The organism is Bacteroides sp. QWL-09 (assembly GCF_058683585.1).
In genome coordinates this window covers 357,740-377,048 of record NZ_CM178748.1, presented here as the reverse complement: position 1 = coordinate 377,048, position 19,309 = coordinate 357,740, and the positions used below count along the sequence as shown (strand labels likewise).

Sequence of the window (19,309 nt, the reverse complement as noted above, 5' to 3'; positions counted from 1 at the left end):
AGCAGTCTATCTAATATGGATCAGTTTGTGAGTTTGTAAGCTTAAGCGCCATTTAGGATGCTCCATCACACAAGCAATCGTCTCAGGAATATTTCGCCCGGAGCAAGGTTGCAAGAAGTAATGCGTAGCCAGAATCGCCTCGTAAGGAGTAAGGCTCTGCCCTTCGTAAACGACCTTTAGTTCGTCAATACGACGAATACCGACTGCCCCACCCGCCTTCGGAGAGCAAGTCACCCAATCGATAGTCTGAGGTATAGGGTGCGTACCGTTAGTCTCGATACAAACGTATGCCCCATATTGGTGCAACCGATCGATCAAAGCCTCATCAATCCACAAAGAAGGTTCGCCACCGGTTAAGATCACGTTCTTTGCAGGATACTTGGAGATCTCCGCCAACAGATCATCATCGGTCATCAGAACCCCTTCTTCATGATCCGTATCACAAAAAGAGCACTTGAGATTACAACCGGAAAAACGAACAAACACGGCCGGAGTACCCACATGATACCCCTCACCTTGAAGACTATAGAAGATCTCGTTAATCTTTCTCATAACCGTTAATCTTTCTCATAAATCACAATATTGCCTTCCGATTCTTGAACTTCAACCTTGAAGCATTGAGGAATCATCTTACAAATGTAACGAGCCAGATTTTCGGCGGTAGGGATAAAAGGAAGAATCTCGTTCAAGTTCTGATGATCGAGCTTCTCCATGACCTTTTGTTTGATTAAGGTAAAATCGACCACCATACCATCTGAGTTTAAACGTTCGGCGCGGCAGTAAACGGTAATGATCCAATTGTGACCATGCAAAGCACTACATTTGCTTTGATAAGGAAGCACCAACTTATGAGCTGCGGAAACTTCCATGCGTTTAATAACTGTAAACATCTAGATTATTCTATGTATTAAAAGTTAATCGCACCTAATGTCACCTCGATGCTTCCGCAAAATTAATATAAAAATGGCGTTCTGAACCCGTTTTCACATTTTTTCTATTTTTTAAAGAGCACACAAAAGACCTTCTCAACCCCTACTGATCAATACGTAAACCGAATACCGCCTTGGAGATTGAAGTTAAACGGACGGTCTTTACGTATGGTTTTCAGATCGGCACCATCATTAAAGAAGTACGCCACGCCAGGTTCTACATAAAGGCCGAGATGCTTGGTCAGGTTGACTTGAGCTCCAATTGTTGCAGAGACTGAGAGCTGCAAAGGATCGACTGACAACTTCTCTCCGTCGAGTGTACCATAGACACATCGTTCGATGGCTCCTCCACCGGAGACGTAGAAGGTAAATGCCTTATGATCGATGAGGTCATAATTCAACCGAATAGGCACACCGAGATAATGAAGTTTTTGCTCTACCATACGATCGTTCCCCAAGAAGCGGACATCCGACGACAAATAACTGTAAGTAATGCCGGACTCTAACGAGAACCGACCTCCTAGTCCTTTACGGATAGAAAGGCCAAAAGTAATAGGCTGTCGATGCTTAATATCGACAATATCATTAGTGCTCACCAAATAAGGTACACCATCATTGAAAATCAACTTTTTATCGCTAGGCAAGTCGACCACCTCAGCCGGAGAATAAGCCAAGTTTAACCGAGCGGCATCATTATAAGCCATGCCGTTCTGCTGAGAAGATAGACTGACTCCACCAACCGCTAGACCCACGCCCCACCCTTTCGAGGTTTTCTTGGTGGCTACAGGAAGGTGAAGTTTATCCCGTCCCGAGGGTTTGTGAACAGACGTCGTATGCTGATCTTTAGATGGAGTAGCGACATCAGGTTCAATGCTCACTTTTCCGTGACTTGCCGACTCTTTATCGACCACTTTTTCCTTAAGAACCTCTTCAGTAATCGGCTCATTGATCGGCTCGGTGATGGATTCCGAATGATCCCCCGTAATGACAGGAGATTGGATGTGTTGAGCCACAGCGGACTTCGACACGTGTTGCTTTTGCTGAGACGATGATTGTTTGTGTGGCAACGGAAGTTCTTTATGTTGAGATAAGAATTCTTTCTCCTTCATCTGTTGTTGCGGTACGCTAACCGAAGGCAAAGCATCGGGGGCAACGGCGACAGCCGGTATTGAGGTATGCTTAACCTCTTTCGCCCATTCTGTTTCCAAGAAATAAAGGCTGACAGAAGTGACCACAGCCAAGAGAACAACAGCTGCCGCAATCAACCGCCAAGGACGGAAGACCACTTTTTTAGGCGATTGCGAAGCAGTAAGGTCGCGCTCTAAGTTCGCCCAACCATCGACGGGATAAGCTTCCGAATAGTCATCCAGCCGTTCCTTCATCTTAGCAATCCATACTTCTTTATTATCCTTCTTCATGTCTTATCCATTATTCATTAACCATTCTTTTACTTTCTTTGCCAAAGCACTCTTCGCACGATAGAACTGCGATGCAGACGACCGTTCGTTAATGCCAAGCAACTGTGCAATTTCTTTATGGGATTTCTCCTCAAACGCATATAAATTGAACACGGTACGATAACCCGTTGGCAGTTCATGTATAAACTTCATCAGTACCGTCTGAGGAATCATCTCAATAGCAGTACCATCTGGCTCTTCATAATCTTCTGCCACTTCATCGACCTCTACCGAATTCTTTATGACATCCTTCTTACGCAGGAACTGCAAGGAGGTATTTACCATAATACGCTCCATCCAAGCCCTCAATGAACCATCACCACGCCACGTAAACTTATCGAACGAGTCAAAAACTTTCAGAAATCCATCATGAAGCAAATCCTGGGCCGTATCTCTGTCACCGACATAACGAAGGCATACACCGAACATTCGCCCCGCATACAATTCATACAATTCCTGACGTGCCTTATTATCTCCGTGTCGACACAAATCCGACAACTCTAATTCTTTCATCTATTTACTCAACCTGTCTTTGTTATGGAAATGCAATACTATTAAAAATACTGCATCCCAAATCGATTCTACCCGATAAACTTACTCTTAATTTTCCTCTTTTAAGATTTTATCAGTCTATTTAATGAGTAAATAGAGCCCAATAGAGGTGAAAAGTTAAATCAAGAATCCATCCGCAATAAAATTAGTGATTCTTTCGATGCAGTATTTTCAAATCAGCGCGTTTCACTAGTGTAGATGAATCAAAAAAAACAAAAGACTACTAGCGTATGAAAAAGTTTAATTTAATTGCATTAAGTTTTTGGATAGCGATTATCCCGTTCTTTCAATCTTGCATGAGTGATGGTGAGCCTGTCGATTCTTTTGTAATAAGCACCATTAAAGTACCCGATGCAGAGAGTAAAGACTACTATTTCTTATTGGATAATGGTAAGAAGATGTTTCCTAGCATCACCGACTGGGTCAAAGGTTATGAAGCCAAAGAGGGTCAACGTGCTTTCGTCTTATTCCGTGATCTGGAACAAACCACCGAAGGCTACGATTATAGCATAGAAGTCAAACGCATTGAGAATATCCTGACAAAGGACATCATCGATCTGACAGCAGAGAATGAAGCAGAGATTGGAGATGATGGCATCAACACCACTTATATGTGGATTGCACAAGGCTATCTAACCATTGAGTTTCAATACTACGGTACAAACTCATCCGACAAGAAACATTATATCAACTTGGTAAACAACACATTGAACACAGAGCCAAACCCCGACGAAGAGTATATCGAACTCGAATTCAGACATAACGCAGAGGGAGATGCTCCGGCGGTATTAGGCGAAGGCTATGTTTCTTTCAAGCTCAACTCTCTAGCCGACCAGATGGAAGGAAAAAAGGGCTTGAAAATCAGAGTCAAAACGATTTATGAAGGGACAAAACTCTATACGGTAGATTTTAAATAAGAATCAGAGAGAGAGACTTTAAACCTTAACGATTGTAACTTTAAGGACTAATGACATTCCTGTTCATTAGTCCTTTTTTTATCATCGATCTTTATCACCAATCTTTATCAGCAATCTTTTTTATCACCGATCTCCAGTGGATTCCTTTTATCCACCGAGTATTTTTCTACTGAGCGCCTTTTCTCTACTGAGTATTTTTTCCACCAAATACCTTTTCTCTACTGGACTGATTTTCTCCAGCTCCCCCCCCTCTCTTGGGTTTACAATAGATATTGAGTCGGCTGCAAACGCAACATCTCCTTAGGCACAGCCGCTTGAATGCGCTGCTGCAAAAGCTGCATCACCGTTCGGCGCACATTATTCTTATTTGAGACCAGAACGATCTGCCGTGTCGGACGAGGAATAGCAAACTGTCGCACAAGCTTGATCTGATTTTCACCCAATTGCGATACCGCCAGTTCCGGAATAAACGTCACCCCTTTGCCACTCTCGACCATCCGCATGAACGTCTCCAAACTACCTAACCGATAAGCCATCTGGTTGACTTTAACCGCATCCATCTGACAGAAGCGTACCAACTGATCCCGAAAACAATGCCCCTCATCGAGCAACCAAAGCCGTTCGCCCGTCACATCCGACGTCCGAATCAGATTCTGCTTAAACAGTGGTTCTTTCGGAGAAACATACCCCATAAACTGCTCATAGAACAAGAAATCTTCATGAATCGCCTCATCCTCAAAGACACTGGCAATGATTGCCGCATCAATCTCATTCGCTTGAAGAGCCGATCTGATCTCTTCCGTTTTCATCTCCGACACGCGAATATCCAGATCGTCGTATTCCTCCATCATCTGAGGGAAAAAGCGCGGCAAGAGATAGGGCGCAATCGTGGGCAACACCCCTAAACGGAACGTTCCCGTAAGCGACTGTTTCTCTTCGCTGATGATATCCTTGACCATCTCCGTCTGAACAAGGATGCGATGAGCCTGTTCTAAAATCTTAAGTCCAATAGCTGTTGGTTCGACCGGCTGAACCGAGCGATCGAAGATTTTAACCTCTAGTTCATCTTCCAACTTCTGAATCATGGTACTCAATGTTGGCTGCGTCACATTACAATGCTCAGCCGCCCGTCCAAAATGGCGAAAACGGTCGACCGCCAAAATATACTCTAACTGTTGTATGGTCATCTCTTCAAACGTTAAGGATTAAAACGATCATGGTTACGTCCTGAGGGTCTCCCATCAATCTGCGTATCCATAGCGCGTATTTATGTCACGCCTCTATGCAAAGATAAAAATATTCATTTAAAAAGAGCCAGAGTCGGGCAACTTTCAAGAAAATCACTAAATTCGTAGCCTAGTAAATAAAAACGACCGATTAAAATGGAAGCAGTAAGCAGTAGGGATAACAAAAGCTATCAGATAGGATATGCGTTAAGCGGAGGATTCATTAAAGGTTTTGCTCATCTTGGGGTTATGCAAGCCCTTTTAGAGCATGATATCAAGCCGGAAATCATCTCCGGAGTGAGTGCCGGAGCATTAGCCGGCGTTTTTTATGCCGACGGCAATGAACCTTATAAAGTGCTTGATTATTTTTCGGGACATAAATTTCAAGATTTAACCAAATTGGTGATACCCAAGAAAGGCTTATTCGAACTCAGCGAGTTCATCGATTTCTTAAAGACCAACCTCAAAGCCACCCATCTGGAAGATCTTCCCATTCCTTTGGTTATCACCGCAACCGATCTCGACCGGGGGCGTATGGTTCACTTTAGGAAAGGCGAGATTGCCGAACGTGTGGCTGCTTCATGTTGCATGCCGGTCATGTTTGCGCCCGTTCGGATCGATGGCACCAACTACGTCGACGGAGGGGTCATGTTGAACCTACCGGTCTCTACGCTTCGTAAATCGTGCGAGAAAGTCGTGGCCATTAACGTCAGTCCCCTAATGGCCGAAAACTATAAAATGAATATATTAAGCATTGCCATGCGCTCTTTTCATTTCATGTTCAGAGCAAATACGGTTCCCGAAAGAGAGAAAAGTGATTTGCTCATCGAGCCTTATAACTTATATGGCTATAGCAACAGAGAATTAGAAAAGGCCGAAGAAATCTTCGATCAAGGCTATAAGACAGCCAATGAGGTGATCAACCAACTTCTCGAAGAGAAAGGCAAAATTTGGAAATAAAGCTGAAGATAAACCCAAAAAAAGAGCTAGAAGGAAACTTGAAAGGAAACTTGAAAGGAAGCTTGAAAGGAAGCTTGAAAGGAAGCTTGAAAGGAAGCTTGAAAGAAACTTAAAAGGAACACTTGAAAGGGAACCTGGAAGGGAACCTGAAGAATAGCTAAAAAGGAGTTTAAAAGGAACTTAGAAGCAAACTCAAGGATAACAAGATACCAATCCAGGGATGTCTTCAGAACTAACACAACAAATCATGAATAACGAATCTGTCAACAAATCGGTGAACGAATCGATCAATCATCAAGAAAAAATAATCATCTATCAGGTCTTGCCCCGCCTATTTGGCAACGACAACGCCAACTGCCTTCCAAATGGCGATATACAAACCAATGGCTGCGGCAAGTTCTCGGCTTTCAACAAGCGAGCACTCGAGGAGATAAAGGCGTTAGGCACCACACATATCTGGTACACCGGAGTGATCGAGCATGCCACCCAGACCAGCTATGAGTCCCATCACATTGCGGTCGACCACCCGGCCATGGTGAAAGGAAAAGCCGGATCGCCATACGCCATCAAGGACTATTACGACATCGATCCCGACCTTGCGGACGGCGTCTCGAAACGCATGAGTGAGTTTGAAGCGTTAGTCGACCGTACCCACCAAGCGGGACTAAAGGTGATTATCGATTTTATTCCTAATCATGTGGCTCGCCAATACCACTCGGATGCACAACCCACAGGCATTGCACAATTGGGCGAAAACGATCATTCGGAAGTCTCCTTCAGTCCGTACAACAATTTCTATTACATCCCAGAAACCGCATTAGCCGGTCAGTTCGACATGAAAGGTAGTGCCAACGAACCCTATCGGGAATTTCCCGCTAAGGCCACGGGAAACAATCGGTTCGATGCGTATCCAGAAGCCAACGATTGGTATGAGACGATCAAGCTAAACTATGGCATCGATTATCAAAATGGAGGCACCACGCACTTCTCTCCCACTCCCGATACCTGGATCAAGATGGTTGAGATTCTGACCTTCTGGGCCTCAAAAGGTGTGGATGCTTTTCGGTGCGACATGGCCGAGATGGTACCGGTCGACTTCTGGCAATGGAGCATCCCGAAGGTGAAAGAGAATCACCCTGATCTGCTTTTTATTGCCGAGGTTTATAACCCGTCGCTCTACAACGACTATCTACAGCGTGGACAGTTCGACTATCTCTACGACAAAGTGGGGCTATACGACACCCTTCGTCGCATTGTCTGCAACTACGATTCGGCCAATGCCATCACTCAGAGTTGGCAGAGCTTGGGGGGAATGGAAAAACAAATGCTGAACTTCTTGGAGAACCACGACGAGCAACGCATTGCGTCTCCTTTCTTTGCCGGTGATCCGCGTAAGGCTCTTCCGGCACTCATCGTATCAGCCTGCATGAACACCAATCCGATGATGATCTATTGCGGACAAGAGCTAGGTGAACCCGGCATGGACGAAGAGGGTTTTAGCGGAACAGACGGACGGACCAGCATCTTCGATTACTGGAGCATAGAGTCTCTTAGAAATTGGAGGAATGGCGGGCTCTTCAACGGTAAGAAGTTAACCCCACAACAGAAAGCACTGCGCGCCTGTTATCAAACGATACTCAACCTCTCTCGCACCGAGCAGGCCATCACCCAAGGCGCTTTCTTCGACTTGATGTATGTGAATCAAAACGGCTGGAAATTCAATGAACACCGACAGTACACGTTCTTAAGAAAGTATCGGAACGAGCTGTTGCTCTTTGTGATCAATTTCGATAGTGAACCCAGAGAAGTGGCCATAAACCTGCCATCACATGCATTCGATTATCTTCAAATGCCGCAAGTCGACTCGTACCCCGCCATCGATCTGCTAACCGGAAAAACCGAAAATATCAGCATACTCCCTTATAAAGCGACAGAAACGACGGTCGACGGGTATTATGGAAAGATCTTGAAAATTTCTTTTTAGTGAGAGGCATTAAAAAGTCTCTGATGCATTTAAATGACTGCACGTTTGGCCTCCAAAAGAGGTACGGTCGTTGTGCCACTGAGATGCGGTCGTTGTAGCGCTGCACTACGGTCGTCGTAGCACTGCACTACGGTCGTTATGTCGCTGCACTACGGTCCTTTTGCGCTGAGGTACGGTCCTTTTTCAGCAGAGATTTTTCCAAATAAAACGGGGCGAATAAAAGCCTTTTGATAAAGGGAAGAGACGTTGACAAAGAACAATGGATTTAAAAGAACAATGCCGTTAACAGAGAGATTACTCTTTTCTGTTAACGGCATTGATTGTTTCAGTCCATCAATGATGCCCATCATCCGATGGATACTATTCGATTATTTCATCGCATCCTGAACTTGAGATAAAATGGTTTTCACCTCTGCTCTCTCAGGAGAAAGAGTAACTGCTTCTTCCAAATAACCTAAAGCTTCTTTGAATTCACCGTCTGCCAAAGCTTTTTCTGCAGCATATTTGTCAGCATCGCTATTAGCCAAAGGAGTGGCTTTCTTCAAGATATTAGCACCATTGTTGTAGCACAATATCCCTAAGCTGTACAAGGCATCGGTCTTCATCTTCTTATCAGAAAGCGTACTCACCTTCTTGTAACACTCTTTCGCTTTAGCATCATCATTAGCCTTTTGAGCCATGATACCGGCTTTCAAGTAATGCAATCCAAAGCTCTTCACCAATGTTTTGTTGTTAGGATCAACAGCTAAACCATCTTCCAATGTTTTTAGGTACTCATCTTGTTTCTTAAGAGCTTTCAAAGCTAAAGCTTTACGAGCATAAGCATTACCTGCATTATAGTTCTTCTGAATAGCAACATCATAATAAGTCACCGCTTCATTGTATTTCTTCAATGAACTTGCAGCCATACCGCAGAAATAAGCGGTTACAGAATCTTGATTGTTAGTCTGCTTTAGATACTGGCTATATTTTGCATAAGCAACCGGGTAATTTTTACTGTTAAAGGCTTTGCTACCTTCATTTTTAAGAACAAGTGGATCAGTAGTTTGCGCAAATAAACTAGAGGCAGCAAGCCCCATTACGCATAATAAAAAAAGTTTTTTCATAATTTATTATGTTATTTGTTAATGTCTCAAAAGTAAAATATTCATCAAGAAGAGGCAAGTATGCCGAGTCTTTTTTTATTTTTTGAAGGGTATGATACATTTATTAACATCTCAAACCTTCTAGATTCGGAAATCTTTTCGTCATGCCCCTTATAACGCTATGTCCACAATCATTATAGACGATTTTACGGTAATCGTATACCGAATAGACAAGAATCATACGCGAGTTCTACGACGACCACTTATTAAGCAGATAAGGACTCCATCTTGATCCTACGGCTCTCCCACGGACAGTAACTTTTCACCATATTCTGATGAATTGGAATCCGCCAACTCAAAAAAGGATGTTTGAAAGAACTCCATTCACAATCAAAAGTTCCATTAAAGCTCCATTAAAGTTCCATTTACGCCCAAACGCCCCATTGAGCGAATCTTCCTGAAAAAAAATCAAAACCTAACTCTCTGTTTTTTAAGAACAAAGAATTTTATCAATAAAAAAGATTTAGAAAACCTTTTGTATTTCAAGAAAAGGCATTACCTTTGCAGCGCAAATGAGGATGGTTCCGTAGCTCAGCTGGATAGAGCAACGCCCTTCTAAGGCGTGGGTCAAGCGTTCGAATCGCTTCGGAATCACAAAAAGCTACATCAAACGATGTGGCTTTTTTTGTCTCAAAACGATAATATTATAGGATTTTATACCAAAATGCATTATTATTGTAGAATCTTAAATCCACAAGTATGAAAGGCCAACTATCAATAATTACCGTATTCATAGGACTATTGTTCTCAGCATGCAACGAAAAACAAACGCCGGAGACTGAGAATCTGATTTATAACACGACGACTTTCGACGCTCCCATCTCTTGCATCAGCCCCTCTAAACAAGAAAAAGATAAACTATACATCGGACTAGAGGATGGATGTATCATTGAAAAGATCAAGAACAATAGCACTACCTATTCAATCAATAGCGGACATCGAATATATGATATCTTAGAGGACGGAGATCAATCGCTTTTTGTCGGAACCAGAGATGCCGGCTTAAAACGATTCAGCAAGGAAAACGGGTTAACGCAATCGTATTATACCCAAAGCAAGAGATCGAACTACTCCGTTTATAGCCTGGTCATCGACAGTCTAAGACACCTCTTATATGTGGGGACAAGCAACGGTTTGTATCAATTGGACTTGCAGGACAGTCAGGCAACCGAACTCCAACCCATCGAACTCGGTCTAAGCAATCGGGATAAGAACTGCGGCATCAATCATCTGATGATTAAGAATCGCACCTTATATGTGGCTAGTGACCTTGGACTCTTTATCGTCCGTCATCCTGAAACCGATTTCAAGAAACCGGTTATTGCCGATAGGGCAACCCACCTTTCAATACACAACGACACCATATACGCTCTTTTAGACCATTCGATTGTTAAGCGTTCTCCCGATGGAACTCAAACCACCATGCGCCTAGGGAAATTTCTCCTGTATCGTCAAGGCTTGGAAGGAGATGAATGGAGCGTAACCGGGAATAGTATTCTGTACACCAAAAACGGCCAGACATTAAAGCAACAATTGCCCTATCATATGAGCACCAACGGCAAGCAGATCGGATTCATGGGCAATGATTTTCTACATCTAGCTTGCCAAGATAAACTGATCTCTTTTGCCTTACATCAGAATACAACCTGCGAAGAGAACGTGATTGCAGTGAGCGACAAAAAGAATAGTGATACCATTTATTTTATCACGAACGACAATAAGCTCCATCGATATCAGTTTAAATACAATCGTCCCGAAGTCCAATCGGAACCGTTAGGTAAAATTAAAAACTTACCGATGGTCAATAATGATGTAGTAAAACTCATTGAAGCTGAAGACAACCTCTTCTTTCTGGCCACTCGAAAGAAATTATATAAGATCAGAAAGAATAAGGCACAATGCATACTGCAATACGACGACTCTAAAGAGCAAGCCAACGGAACAAACAACAACGCCATCAACACGCTCTATTACTCATCGACCGAGCGCCAACTCTACATCGGTACCCGCAAATATTTAGCACGCATTGATGAGGGATCGTCCCCGATTGTCCGCCCCATTCCTATTCTATTGAAGACGGGAGAGAAAGACACCATCGATTCGTACATCGTGGATATCTGCGAGAAAGAAGACAGTATTTATGTGGCAACACTCAACAAAGGTTTATATGGCAAACCTCTGAAAGGCAAACAAGAACTATTTAAGCCGATCCGTGACCTGTCGAAATACGAGAGCACCTACAACATTATTGCCAACGGAAAAAGAATCTATATACTCACATCGCTAGGAATCCTCAACTATAACGACACCACCCTACTACCTATCAAGCATGTCAAGTCGATCGCCGGTGTTTTAGAAAAGAACCCGAATGAAGGCTTCTTCGTTCTTTATTACTACGGACTAAGCTTTAAGGGACTAGACGATTCGGAATCGTCTGCTCCATTATTTAAAGATTTGGCCTTCGACAAATCGTGCATTGCAGTCAATGGTAAGAAAGCGGTGCTCGGATGTAAATCGGGGTTATTCTTCTTCGATGGAAAATCCAAACTGATTCCAATCGCCATCGGAAAAGAGAAAACATCATACGGCGGTTATATTGGTGTTACCGTAGGCTTGATGATACTCCTTGTCTCGCTCATCCTATTCCACAGAAAGAAAAAGGTTGAGATCCCCGAAACGACTGAGAAAAGCCCTGAAGAGATAGAGAAAGAAATTCTTGAAATCAGAACCATAGCCAAAAGACTATTTGACCAACTAGAACTGAAAGAAAACGATCAGACTCTCGCAATGCGCCAAGAGTTAAAACAAGCGTGTCTGCTATTTGCCGATCATCATTCGGCACTCAGCAAGTTATCGTTCATGAAGCGCCGGGGAAAGGAACGCTATTACATCACCATACTCCTACTCATTGAAGATATCGATGCCAATATTATCTCTAGAATACTCGATGTGGATCAATCGATGGTGACTCGTCATAAATATAATGTCAGAAAAGAAATTGAACAACTTTATCCGAACCATCAAGCGGAAGATGAAGTCGTCCATCTCCTTTACGAACGGACAGTGGCCAGAAAGAGCAACGCTTAAAGGAAACCTCTCAAGCTCTCAACTCGTTTAAAAAGGATCGAGCCGGATTCAATAAGCTCCAAAAAGTCCCAAAAGTTCTTATAAGCTTTTATAGGTTTCTATAAGCTGTAGACCAGCCACCGATGAAGAACAGATAAACCCAAAAAAACACCGCCTACTCATCGTAGACGGTGTTCCAACAACTCAGTTTAGGCTATATATAGAGAGAATTTAGCCCTTTAAGAGAGACTGAGCAAATTCGATCAATGTACATTGGTTCGCGTATCCCAATAGCATTGGCGTCCCCAAAAATAATCGACAATAGATGCTGAAGCCTCTGCACAATTCGCCTTATTCAAGTTACTTTCCGTATCCGGATAAGAGTAACAGAAAGGAGGTGTATTGTGACCCGGATAGTGACTATCCGGAGCAATTCTGTTGCCGGCAGGATAACCGCTACGACGGAAGGTTGTCCACGCTTCCATACCTTGCTTAAATAATGCAATCCATAGTTGATTATAAAGTTGTTCGTCCGAACCATCGTACTGAGCAAATCCGGCAAGATAAGTGGTGATCTCCGCATCAGCGATCTCGTTTTCTTGAAGAGAGAGGGTTACCGCTTTAATATAAGCCGCTTCTGCAGTCATTCCAACATTGAAACCTTGCTTAGCCGCTTCAGAAATATAGAAGTACGATTCACAAGCACGGAACCAAGGTGTAAATCCAGATAGGTTTTGCATAAATCTTGGACCGATCTTCGACACTTCAGATACAGAAGCATAAGCTTCCAAACCGTTAGGATAACCGATATATTCTTTACCTCCGGCCTCTACGCTCTTTGGCGTTGGCTCTGCATAAACAGCCAATCGAGGGTCGTTGTATGCTTTTAAGGTGTTTACCATCAACTCACTGATACCGTATTCATTCGGACGACTTCTGTAATAATCGGCCCATGGTTCCGGATATTCTTTTCCCCACATAAACATCGCACTTTGTGCATTCGTTTCGATGATCGGATACTTAGCCGGATTGCCCATGATCTCTTCCACAGTCGACTTAGCGATAGCCGGAGATACTTTAGAAATACGTACGGCTAAACGCAAACGTAAAGAGTTACAATAGCGCTTCCATGCCACAATGCTACCTTTAAACAGAGCATCACCTGCACCGATCTCGTCGCCGTCTTCATCCAACGCATCAGCCGCAGCTTTCAACGTATTCAACAAAGCCGGATAGATATCTTCTTGCTTGTCGTACTTCGGTTGTATAATCCCTTCAGAGAACTTGCAAGCCTCGGTGTAAGGCACATCACGCCAACGGTCGGTGATGATTTGGAAAATCTGAGCTTGGAAGATTTGAGCTACAGCCTTCATGTTTGGCGTATTCTCTACCTCCGACTTGTTAATGATCGACTGTAAGTTACTAGCTACAGCGTACACATCAGACCATGAGCTATTGTTTACCGTCGGACGGAAAAGGTAGTATCCCTCTTCAGGATAAGACAGTTTCGACACCTGACCGGCAAATCCACAAGATTCGTTTAGATCGAACCACTCGTCGAACATATTATCCGATGCATATCGCAATGCATAAGCCAAAATATTGGTTGACGGAACGATTTCTTCAGAAGGACGATCCGGATCTGTATTTACTTCATCAAAAGTGCCAGTACATCCTGTAAAGGTAAACACCCCTAAAAAGAACAGTAAATAGTAGTTTAATATATATTTTTTCATACGATAATCAATTAAAAAGTAAGACCTAATTTGAATCCGATGCTACGAGTTGGAGGAACTGAGTTCGACTCATAACCAACGCCCGAGTTTCTAACGCTAGTACTTGATTCAGGATCAATCTTAGCCTGATTTCTGCTAGATAACCAAAGGTTAGCCACGTTGTTTCCGATCAAAGAAACAGAAGCGCCCTTAATAAATTTAGTCTTTTTCAGAACGTTAGCCGGTACTTTATAAGTCAAGTGAACCTCACGAAGTTTGATAAACGATCCATCACAAACATCCAACTGCTTATTTGAGTAGTAGCTGTAATAGAACGACTGAGCACTCACACGAGTCGCGTTCGGCGTACCATCTTCGTTAACAAAGGTCATGTTCTTCAAAACATCTTGACCAACAACAACCCCTTTCTCACGGATATCACCATCAGCAGTAAAGCCTAAGATACCGGTATAAGCACCAAACATCTGAGTGACAGAGAAGAAGTCACCACCTTTACGGAAGTCAAGCAAGAATCCAAAGCTAAAGTCTTTGTATGAGAACTCATTACGGAATCCACCAACCCAATCAGGAGTCACATCACCGATCTTCTGATTAGCAGTCAGTTTTGGCAATCCATTAGCGCCAACTACGGCACGTCCTTCGTTGTCGTAAGTAAATCCGGCTCCGTACAAGCTTCCCCAAGATTCACCCTTCACTGCATACAAATAAGTACTCCAGCTAGAACCAATCGTATAAGTATCTAAGCCACTAGCCAACTCTTCGATGGTGCTCTTATCCTTAGCCCAGTTTACGCTTGCCGTCCATTGGAAATCTTTTGTCTTGATCACATCACCCGAAAGTTGTACTTCAATACCTTTATTCTTGATTTTACCGGCATTGATCAACGAGTAGCTGTAACCTGTAGAACGAGGCACCTCAATGGTCATAATCTGATCAGAAGTCTCTTTTTGGTATAATGCCACGTCGAAACGTATTCTATTTTTTAAGAAAGCAGCTTCCAAACCAATTTCCTTAGTCAACACCTTCTCTGGTTTCAAATTATTGTAAGGTGCAGTTGTCGGATGATAGAATTGCGATTCACCATTAATCGTATAATCGGCTGCAGAGAAATAAGAACCGGTCTTATAAGCATCTGTAGCATTACCAATCTTAGCCAATCCACCACGAATTTTTAAGAAGCTCAACACATCCGATTGTAACGACTTGAACGTTTCTGTAGGGATCCAGCTCATACTCACCGATGGGTAGAAGAACGATTCAGAAATCGTCGACGACCAATCTTGACGTACACTCATGTCAACAAACACTTGGCTAGCCCATCCTAATGAAGCATTAGCATAAACCGAGTTTGAACGAATGTGTGAGTGGTCCATATTCGTATAAGGCGTTCCTTTAACATTGCTCATCGTATACAAGCCAGGAATAGTCAAACCTTCAGAACCGGCACCCTGAGCACTATAGTTATACTGTACATCACGGTAGTTAGCACCCGCCAACACATCAACAGACAATTTACCGAAACGGTCGTTGTAGTATACAATCGCATCAACATTCACTTCGCGATTTTGTTCTCTCATTTCACGGAACCAACTGTTAGGATTATCCGTATCATATAAGATATGAGAATCAACCTTATTGGTGTACGTGTCATATCCCAAACGTCCTTCGATCTTTAAAAAATCGGTTGGTTTAATGAAAATAGAACTCTTACCAAACAAACGATCTCTGTCGTAAATATTCGGGTTGTTATAGACGTTATAATAAGGGTTAACGTGGAACGCTTGATTCCAGTTGTATGGACGACCATTCTCATCCTTAGTATTATACTTCGCTTTCAAGTCCTTCATGTCTACTTGACGACCGAACCATTGCAAAATCGACTGCATAGGGTTACCGGCAGTATATCCCGTAGCAATCAAGTTATCACTACTAGAGTTAGAGTAGTTCATCGATAAATCAAAGTCCAGATATTTATTGAAAGCGTAAGTGGCACTCAATTGTGCAGAGACCTTTCTCAATCCGGTATTTGGAACCGTACCAGTCTGATCACGGTAACCTAAAGAAGCACGAACAGTTGACTTCTCACCGGCACTAGTCAACGACAAGCTATGGTTTTGAGACAATCCTGTTTCAAAGAAATCGTTAATATTATTCTTGTTCGAAGCCCAAGGCGTCGCTTGACGCACACCGTTCACAATAGGACTGTTGTATTGAGGAATCAACAAACCGCTATCTAAACGAGGTCCCCAGCTTTCGTCATCATTATCGTTCACTCCATTACCCATACCGTCAACATAGCTAAAGCCATAACCTGCGCCACCAACAGCATAGTCTTGATAAGAACCTGTATAACCTTTATTAGCCACGTAATAGTTATAGTAGTATTCGCTACCTTTATAACCTTGACCATATTTGTTTTGTAATCCCGGCAAATTGGAAACACGGTCGACTGTAAAGTCCATATCGTAGTTTACCACAACGCCACGATCTTTCTTCTTTCCTGATTTCGTAGTAATCAACACCACACCATTACCGGCACGCATACCATAAAGAGCAGCAGATCCACCTTTCAATACAGAAATAGATTCAATATCATCCGGGTTAATATCATTAATACCCGAACCTAAATCCAAGTTACCGCTACGAGCATCTGAATACGATTGTGAGTTATCCAAAGGTACACCATCGACAACAATCAACGGCTGATTGTTTCCGAACGAACTGTTACCACGTACCACAATACGCTGAGAAGCACCTACAGCACCTCCGGCTTTAGTCACCTGAACACCGGCAATCTTACCTGAAAGTGAAGATGCTACATCCAACTGGCCACCTTTAGTGATGTCTTTACTACTCACCTCTTGAATAGCATAACCTAAAGCTTTCTTTTCACGTGTGATACCCATCGCTGTAACAACAACTTCGTCCAACACTTCGGTGTCACCACGCAAAACGACATTTACAACTCCGCCTTTTATGGCCACAACCTGAGTGGTCATACCAATATAAGACACCTTTAATTCCTTTGCGTCTTTAGGTATACTAGTCATAGTGAAACGACCATCAATATCAGTAATAGTACCGATGCTGGTACCTACGACTAATACGGAAGCCCCTACAATAGGCTCTCCATCATCACCAGACGTCACAACTCCTGTCACCTTAGCCGACTGTGCTACCGCAAAATCGACTCCTACCAAAAGGCAGATCAATAACAACGTTAAAATTCTCTTCATAAATCTCTCTTTTTGTTAAAAAAACTACATAACATTATAATAAATCTCTTAAACGTTTCGGTTCAAATAAAAACAAAAAGAAAATAAAAACAAAGGAATACCAAACATTTTATCACTTTTAAGTTGAAAAAACAATCACCATGAATACAAAATGAATATTATTACAAGAAAAAGAGCAAAGTAACGCACCGATTACTTACTTAACATATTTATATTTTCAGAGAAAGATTTAAAATAAATTAATCAAAGATCAAGCGAAAAATCTACGAATTAAAAGACAGCATATTTTTTGACATTATAAAAAAACAACTATCTTTGCTCACACCTTAAGAATCTAATAACGAAACACATGGAGCATCTATTTGAGAAAAGGACCTGCTGTATCTGGCTAGGCGAGTTATTGTTATTTTGCACTCTTTTATTGATTCTATTAATATTATGTGGACTAAATGTCTGGGGAGGAGTAATTAGCTTGTTCTTCAGCATTCCGATGTGGTACGCAGATAAAACGGAACATTACACAATTAAAAAGGATGGTTCGTTATGGATCGAGAATAAGCTAAAAAACAGACGAGTAATCACAGATATTCATAAAGTCTCCTATTTAGCCAAACCCGGCTGGTGGAGACCCGAACAACTTAAAATAGATTACGAAGCCGGTTTCATAGTCATCTCCCCGAGAGAAGCGATCACCATGATGGAAATCTTAAAAGAGACCAACCCCGCAATCAGGCTAGAGTACAACAGCACCCCCCAAAAAGCCTTTTGAGGTAAAATAGGATCAGGGATGAATAAATAGATAGAAAAGCAACTAGAAGAATAGATATAGAATAAAAGTTAAGAGTTCTATTTTAGAGAGAGAAGTAGATTAATCGGGTTGTATCAAACCCATCAGAATAGACTGATACCCATCAATACTCGAGCGACGCAAATAAACGCCGTCATCGGAATGCATATCGCCTCTTCCAACGGGTAGACATAAACTCAAACAAGGAATCGCAGAAGAGGATGTATTCCCTCCTCGACCATATTCCCAAGTCTCATCAGGTTCGGCATCATGTAAGAAGACACAAGGCAAGTTACTTTTCTGAATGGTATTGATCAACTGATAACCGGTCAGGATATCGAAGTTCCGATCGTTCTCGACAGAACAAACAGCCTCATCATCATATCCTTCATGGCTCACATCGAGCACAACACATCGATCGACGATCACTCCATCAGTATTAAAAGACTTCAGTACCTCAATAGCTCCCCGTGAATCGACTTCCTCATCACCGGTAAAGGCTATTGCCACAAAAGGAGGAAGAAGACGACGAAGCATCAAATCGACTACTGCCGCATTAGTCGCGCTATTATCGAATGTCCCGCACCAATGTTGCTCATCCACCTGCTGAAAAAAGCAAGATGAATAAACACAGTCGAGATGAGAAGAAATAAGAACTCTAAAAGAGGAGTCAAAAAAACCAGGTTGAGCATAGACCAACGAAAGCTCACCTTCATAAATCAGCTGATAAGAAGTATCAGCAAGTAGGGATTGGAGTACAGAAATACGGGAACGGTCGATAAACCGTTCCCCATTATCTTTACAATCGACTGTTAGCAAACGTAACAGCTTTGCGTATTCCATCTGTTTTAATTAAAATGATATAAGAATGTCGCAATACCTTCGATGGCTTTCTTCTTTTCTCCTTCAATTTCAATGGCAAATTTAATTTCAGCCTTGATCACTCCACGAAGATTGGCCAAAGAATGTAATCCAACCACCAAGCGGATGCGTTGTCCGGGCAATACCGCCTGTCCAAACTTCATCTTATCCATACCATAATTAATCATCATCTTCAAGTTATTCACCTCGATGATTTGATTCCAAAGGTAAGGCAACATAGACAAAGTCAAATAACCATGAACAATCGTACTATTGAAAGGACTTTCTACTTTCGCACGTTCGGTATCCACATGGATCCATTGGTGGTCTAAAGTTGCATCAGCGAACAAGTTGATACGTTCTTGAGTCATTTCGATATAATCAGATTTACCTAATTCCTGACCCAAATGTTGTTCAAAGTCCTCATAAGAATTGATAATGACTTTACTCATC

The 19,309-nt window shown here is 42.5% G+C and carries 16 protein-coding genes and 1 tRNA gene; 6 read left to right on the top strand and 11 right to left on the bottom strand.

What is annotated here, in order from left to right; all coding sequences use genetic code 11:
* Positions 1–6: 6 nt before the first annotated feature.
* The 4 genes from AC4PG5_RS01540 to AC4PG5_RS01525 form a co-directional block, all read right to left on the bottom strand.
* On the bottom strand, positions 7–552 hold the full coding sequence (locus AC4PG5_RS01540; RefSeq protein WP_492029736.1) for a 7-carboxy-7-deazaguanine synthase QueE: 546 nt from the start codon (positions 550–552) through the stop codon (positions 7–9).
* A 5-nt stretch (positions 553–557) separates the two neighbouring features.
* Complete coding sequence (locus tag AC4PG5_RS01535) at positions 558–890, bottom strand: 6-pyruvoyl trahydropterin synthase family protein (RefSeq protein WP_492029735.1); 333 nt, start codon at positions 888–890, stop codon at positions 558–560.
* 149 nt (positions 891–1,039) lie between these two features.
* Entirely contained in the window at positions 1,040–2,347 is a 1,308-nt protein-coding gene (locus tag AC4PG5_RS01530; protein WP_492029734.1) for a porin family protein, read from the bottom strand.
* Positions 2,348–2,350: 3 nt separating this feature from the next.
* Positions 2,351–2,899, bottom strand: coding sequence for an RNA polymerase sigma factor (locus AC4PG5_RS01525; RefSeq protein WP_492029733.1), 549 nt, complete (start codon positions 2,897–2,899; stop codon positions 2,351–2,353).
* Positions 2,900–3,168: 269 nt separating this feature from the next.
* Here AC4PG5_RS01525 and AC4PG5_RS01520 point away from each other — a divergent pair, with 269 nt between their 5' ends.
* Positions 3,169–3,855: a NigD1/NigD2 family lipoprotein gene (locus AC4PG5_RS01520; RefSeq protein ID WP_492029732.1), complete on the top strand. Its 687-nt coding sequence runs from the start codon at positions 3,169–3,171 to the stop codon at positions 3,853–3,855.
* Between the two features lie 260 nt (positions 3,856–4,115).
* Here the strand turns inward: AC4PG5_RS01520 and AC4PG5_RS01515 are convergent, their stop codons facing one another.
* A complete protein-coding gene (locus AC4PG5_RS01515) occupies positions 4,116–5,042 on the bottom strand; it encodes a hydrogen peroxide-inducible genes activator (protein ID WP_492029731.1) in 927 nt (308 codons plus the stop codon).
* A gap of 195 nt (positions 5,043–5,237) precedes the next feature.
* Here AC4PG5_RS01515 and AC4PG5_RS01510 point away from each other — a divergent pair, with 195 nt between their 5' ends.
* Together AC4PG5_RS01510 and AC4PG5_RS01505 are read left to right on the top strand one after the other, a co-directional pair.
* Complete coding sequence (locus tag AC4PG5_RS01510; protein WP_492029730.1) at positions 5,238–6,041, top strand: patatin-like phospholipase family protein; 804 nt, start codon at positions 5,238–5,240, stop codon at positions 6,039–6,041.
* A gap of 247 nt (positions 6,042–6,288) precedes the next feature.
* On the top strand, positions 6,289–8,025 hold the full coding sequence (locus tag AC4PG5_RS01505) for an alpha-amylase family protein (protein WP_492029729.1): 1,737 nt from the start codon (positions 6,289–6,291) through the stop codon (positions 8,023–8,025).
* Between the two features lie 149 nt (positions 8,026–8,174).
* On the opposite strand, the gene AC4PG5_RS01500 is transcribed toward AC4PG5_RS01505, so the two are convergent.
* The gene (locus tag AC4PG5_RS01500) at positions 8,175–8,375 is read right to left on the bottom strand and encodes a hypothetical protein (protein WP_492029728.1); all 201 of its coding nucleotides are present in this window, start codon (positions 8,373–8,375) and stop codon (positions 8,175–8,177) included.
* 18 nt (positions 8,376–8,393) lie between these two features.
* The gene (locus tag AC4PG5_RS01495) at positions 8,394–9,131 is read right to left on the bottom strand and encodes a tetratricopeptide repeat protein (protein WP_492029727.1); all 738 of its coding nucleotides are present in this window, start codon (positions 9,129–9,131) and stop codon (positions 8,394–8,396) included.
* Between the two features lie 559 nt (positions 9,132–9,690).
* On the opposite strand from AC4PG5_RS01495, the gene AC4PG5_RS01490 reads away from it, so the two are divergent.
* Positions 9,691–9,764 (top strand) — tRNA-Arg (locus AC4PG5_RS01490).
* 105 nt (positions 9,765–9,869) lie between these two features.
* On the top strand, positions 9,870–12,257 hold the full coding sequence (locus AC4PG5_RS01485; protein ID WP_492029726.1) for a ligand-binding sensor domain-containing protein: 2,388 nt from the start codon (positions 9,870–9,872) through the stop codon (positions 12,255–12,257).
* Positions 12,258–12,499: 242 nt separating this feature from the next.
* Here the strand turns inward: AC4PG5_RS01485 and AC4PG5_RS01480 are convergent, their stop codons facing one another.
* Both AC4PG5_RS01480 and AC4PG5_RS01475 read right to left on the bottom strand, forming a co-directional pair.
* Positions 12,500–13,972, bottom strand: a complete 1,473-nt coding sequence (locus AC4PG5_RS01480; protein ID WP_492029725.1) for a SusD/RagB family nutrient-binding outer membrane lipoprotein — start codon at positions 13,970–13,972, stop codon at positions 12,500–12,502.
* An 11-nt stretch (positions 13,973–13,983) separates the two neighbouring features.
* Positions 13,984–17,208: a SusC/RagA family TonB-linked outer membrane protein gene (locus AC4PG5_RS01475; RefSeq protein ID WP_492029724.1), complete on the bottom strand. Its 3,225-nt coding sequence runs from the start codon at positions 17,206–17,208 to the stop codon at positions 13,984–13,986.
* Positions 17,209–17,557: 349 nt separating this feature from the next.
* Here AC4PG5_RS01475 and AC4PG5_RS01470 point away from each other — a divergent pair, with 349 nt between their 5' ends.
* Positions 17,558–17,977: a hypothetical protein gene (locus tag AC4PG5_RS01470; RefSeq protein ID WP_492029723.1), complete on the top strand. Its 420-nt coding sequence runs from the start codon at positions 17,558–17,560 to the stop codon at positions 17,975–17,977.
* 99 nt (positions 17,978–18,076) lie between these two features.
* Here the strand turns inward: AC4PG5_RS01470 and AC4PG5_RS01465 are convergent, their stop codons facing one another.
* Positions 18,077–18,838 (bottom strand): hypothetical protein, encoded by a 762-nt coding sequence (locus AC4PG5_RS01465; RefSeq protein WP_492029722.1) that lies wholly within the window; start codon positions 18,836–18,838, stop codon positions 18,077–18,079.
* A 5-nt stretch (positions 18,839–18,843) separates the two neighbouring features.
* Positions 18,844–19,308, bottom strand: a complete 465-nt coding sequence (locus tag AC4PG5_RS01460) for a MaoC family dehydratase (protein WP_492029721.1) — start codon at positions 19,306–19,308, stop codon at positions 18,844–18,846.
* Position 19,309: the final 1 nt, after the last annotated feature.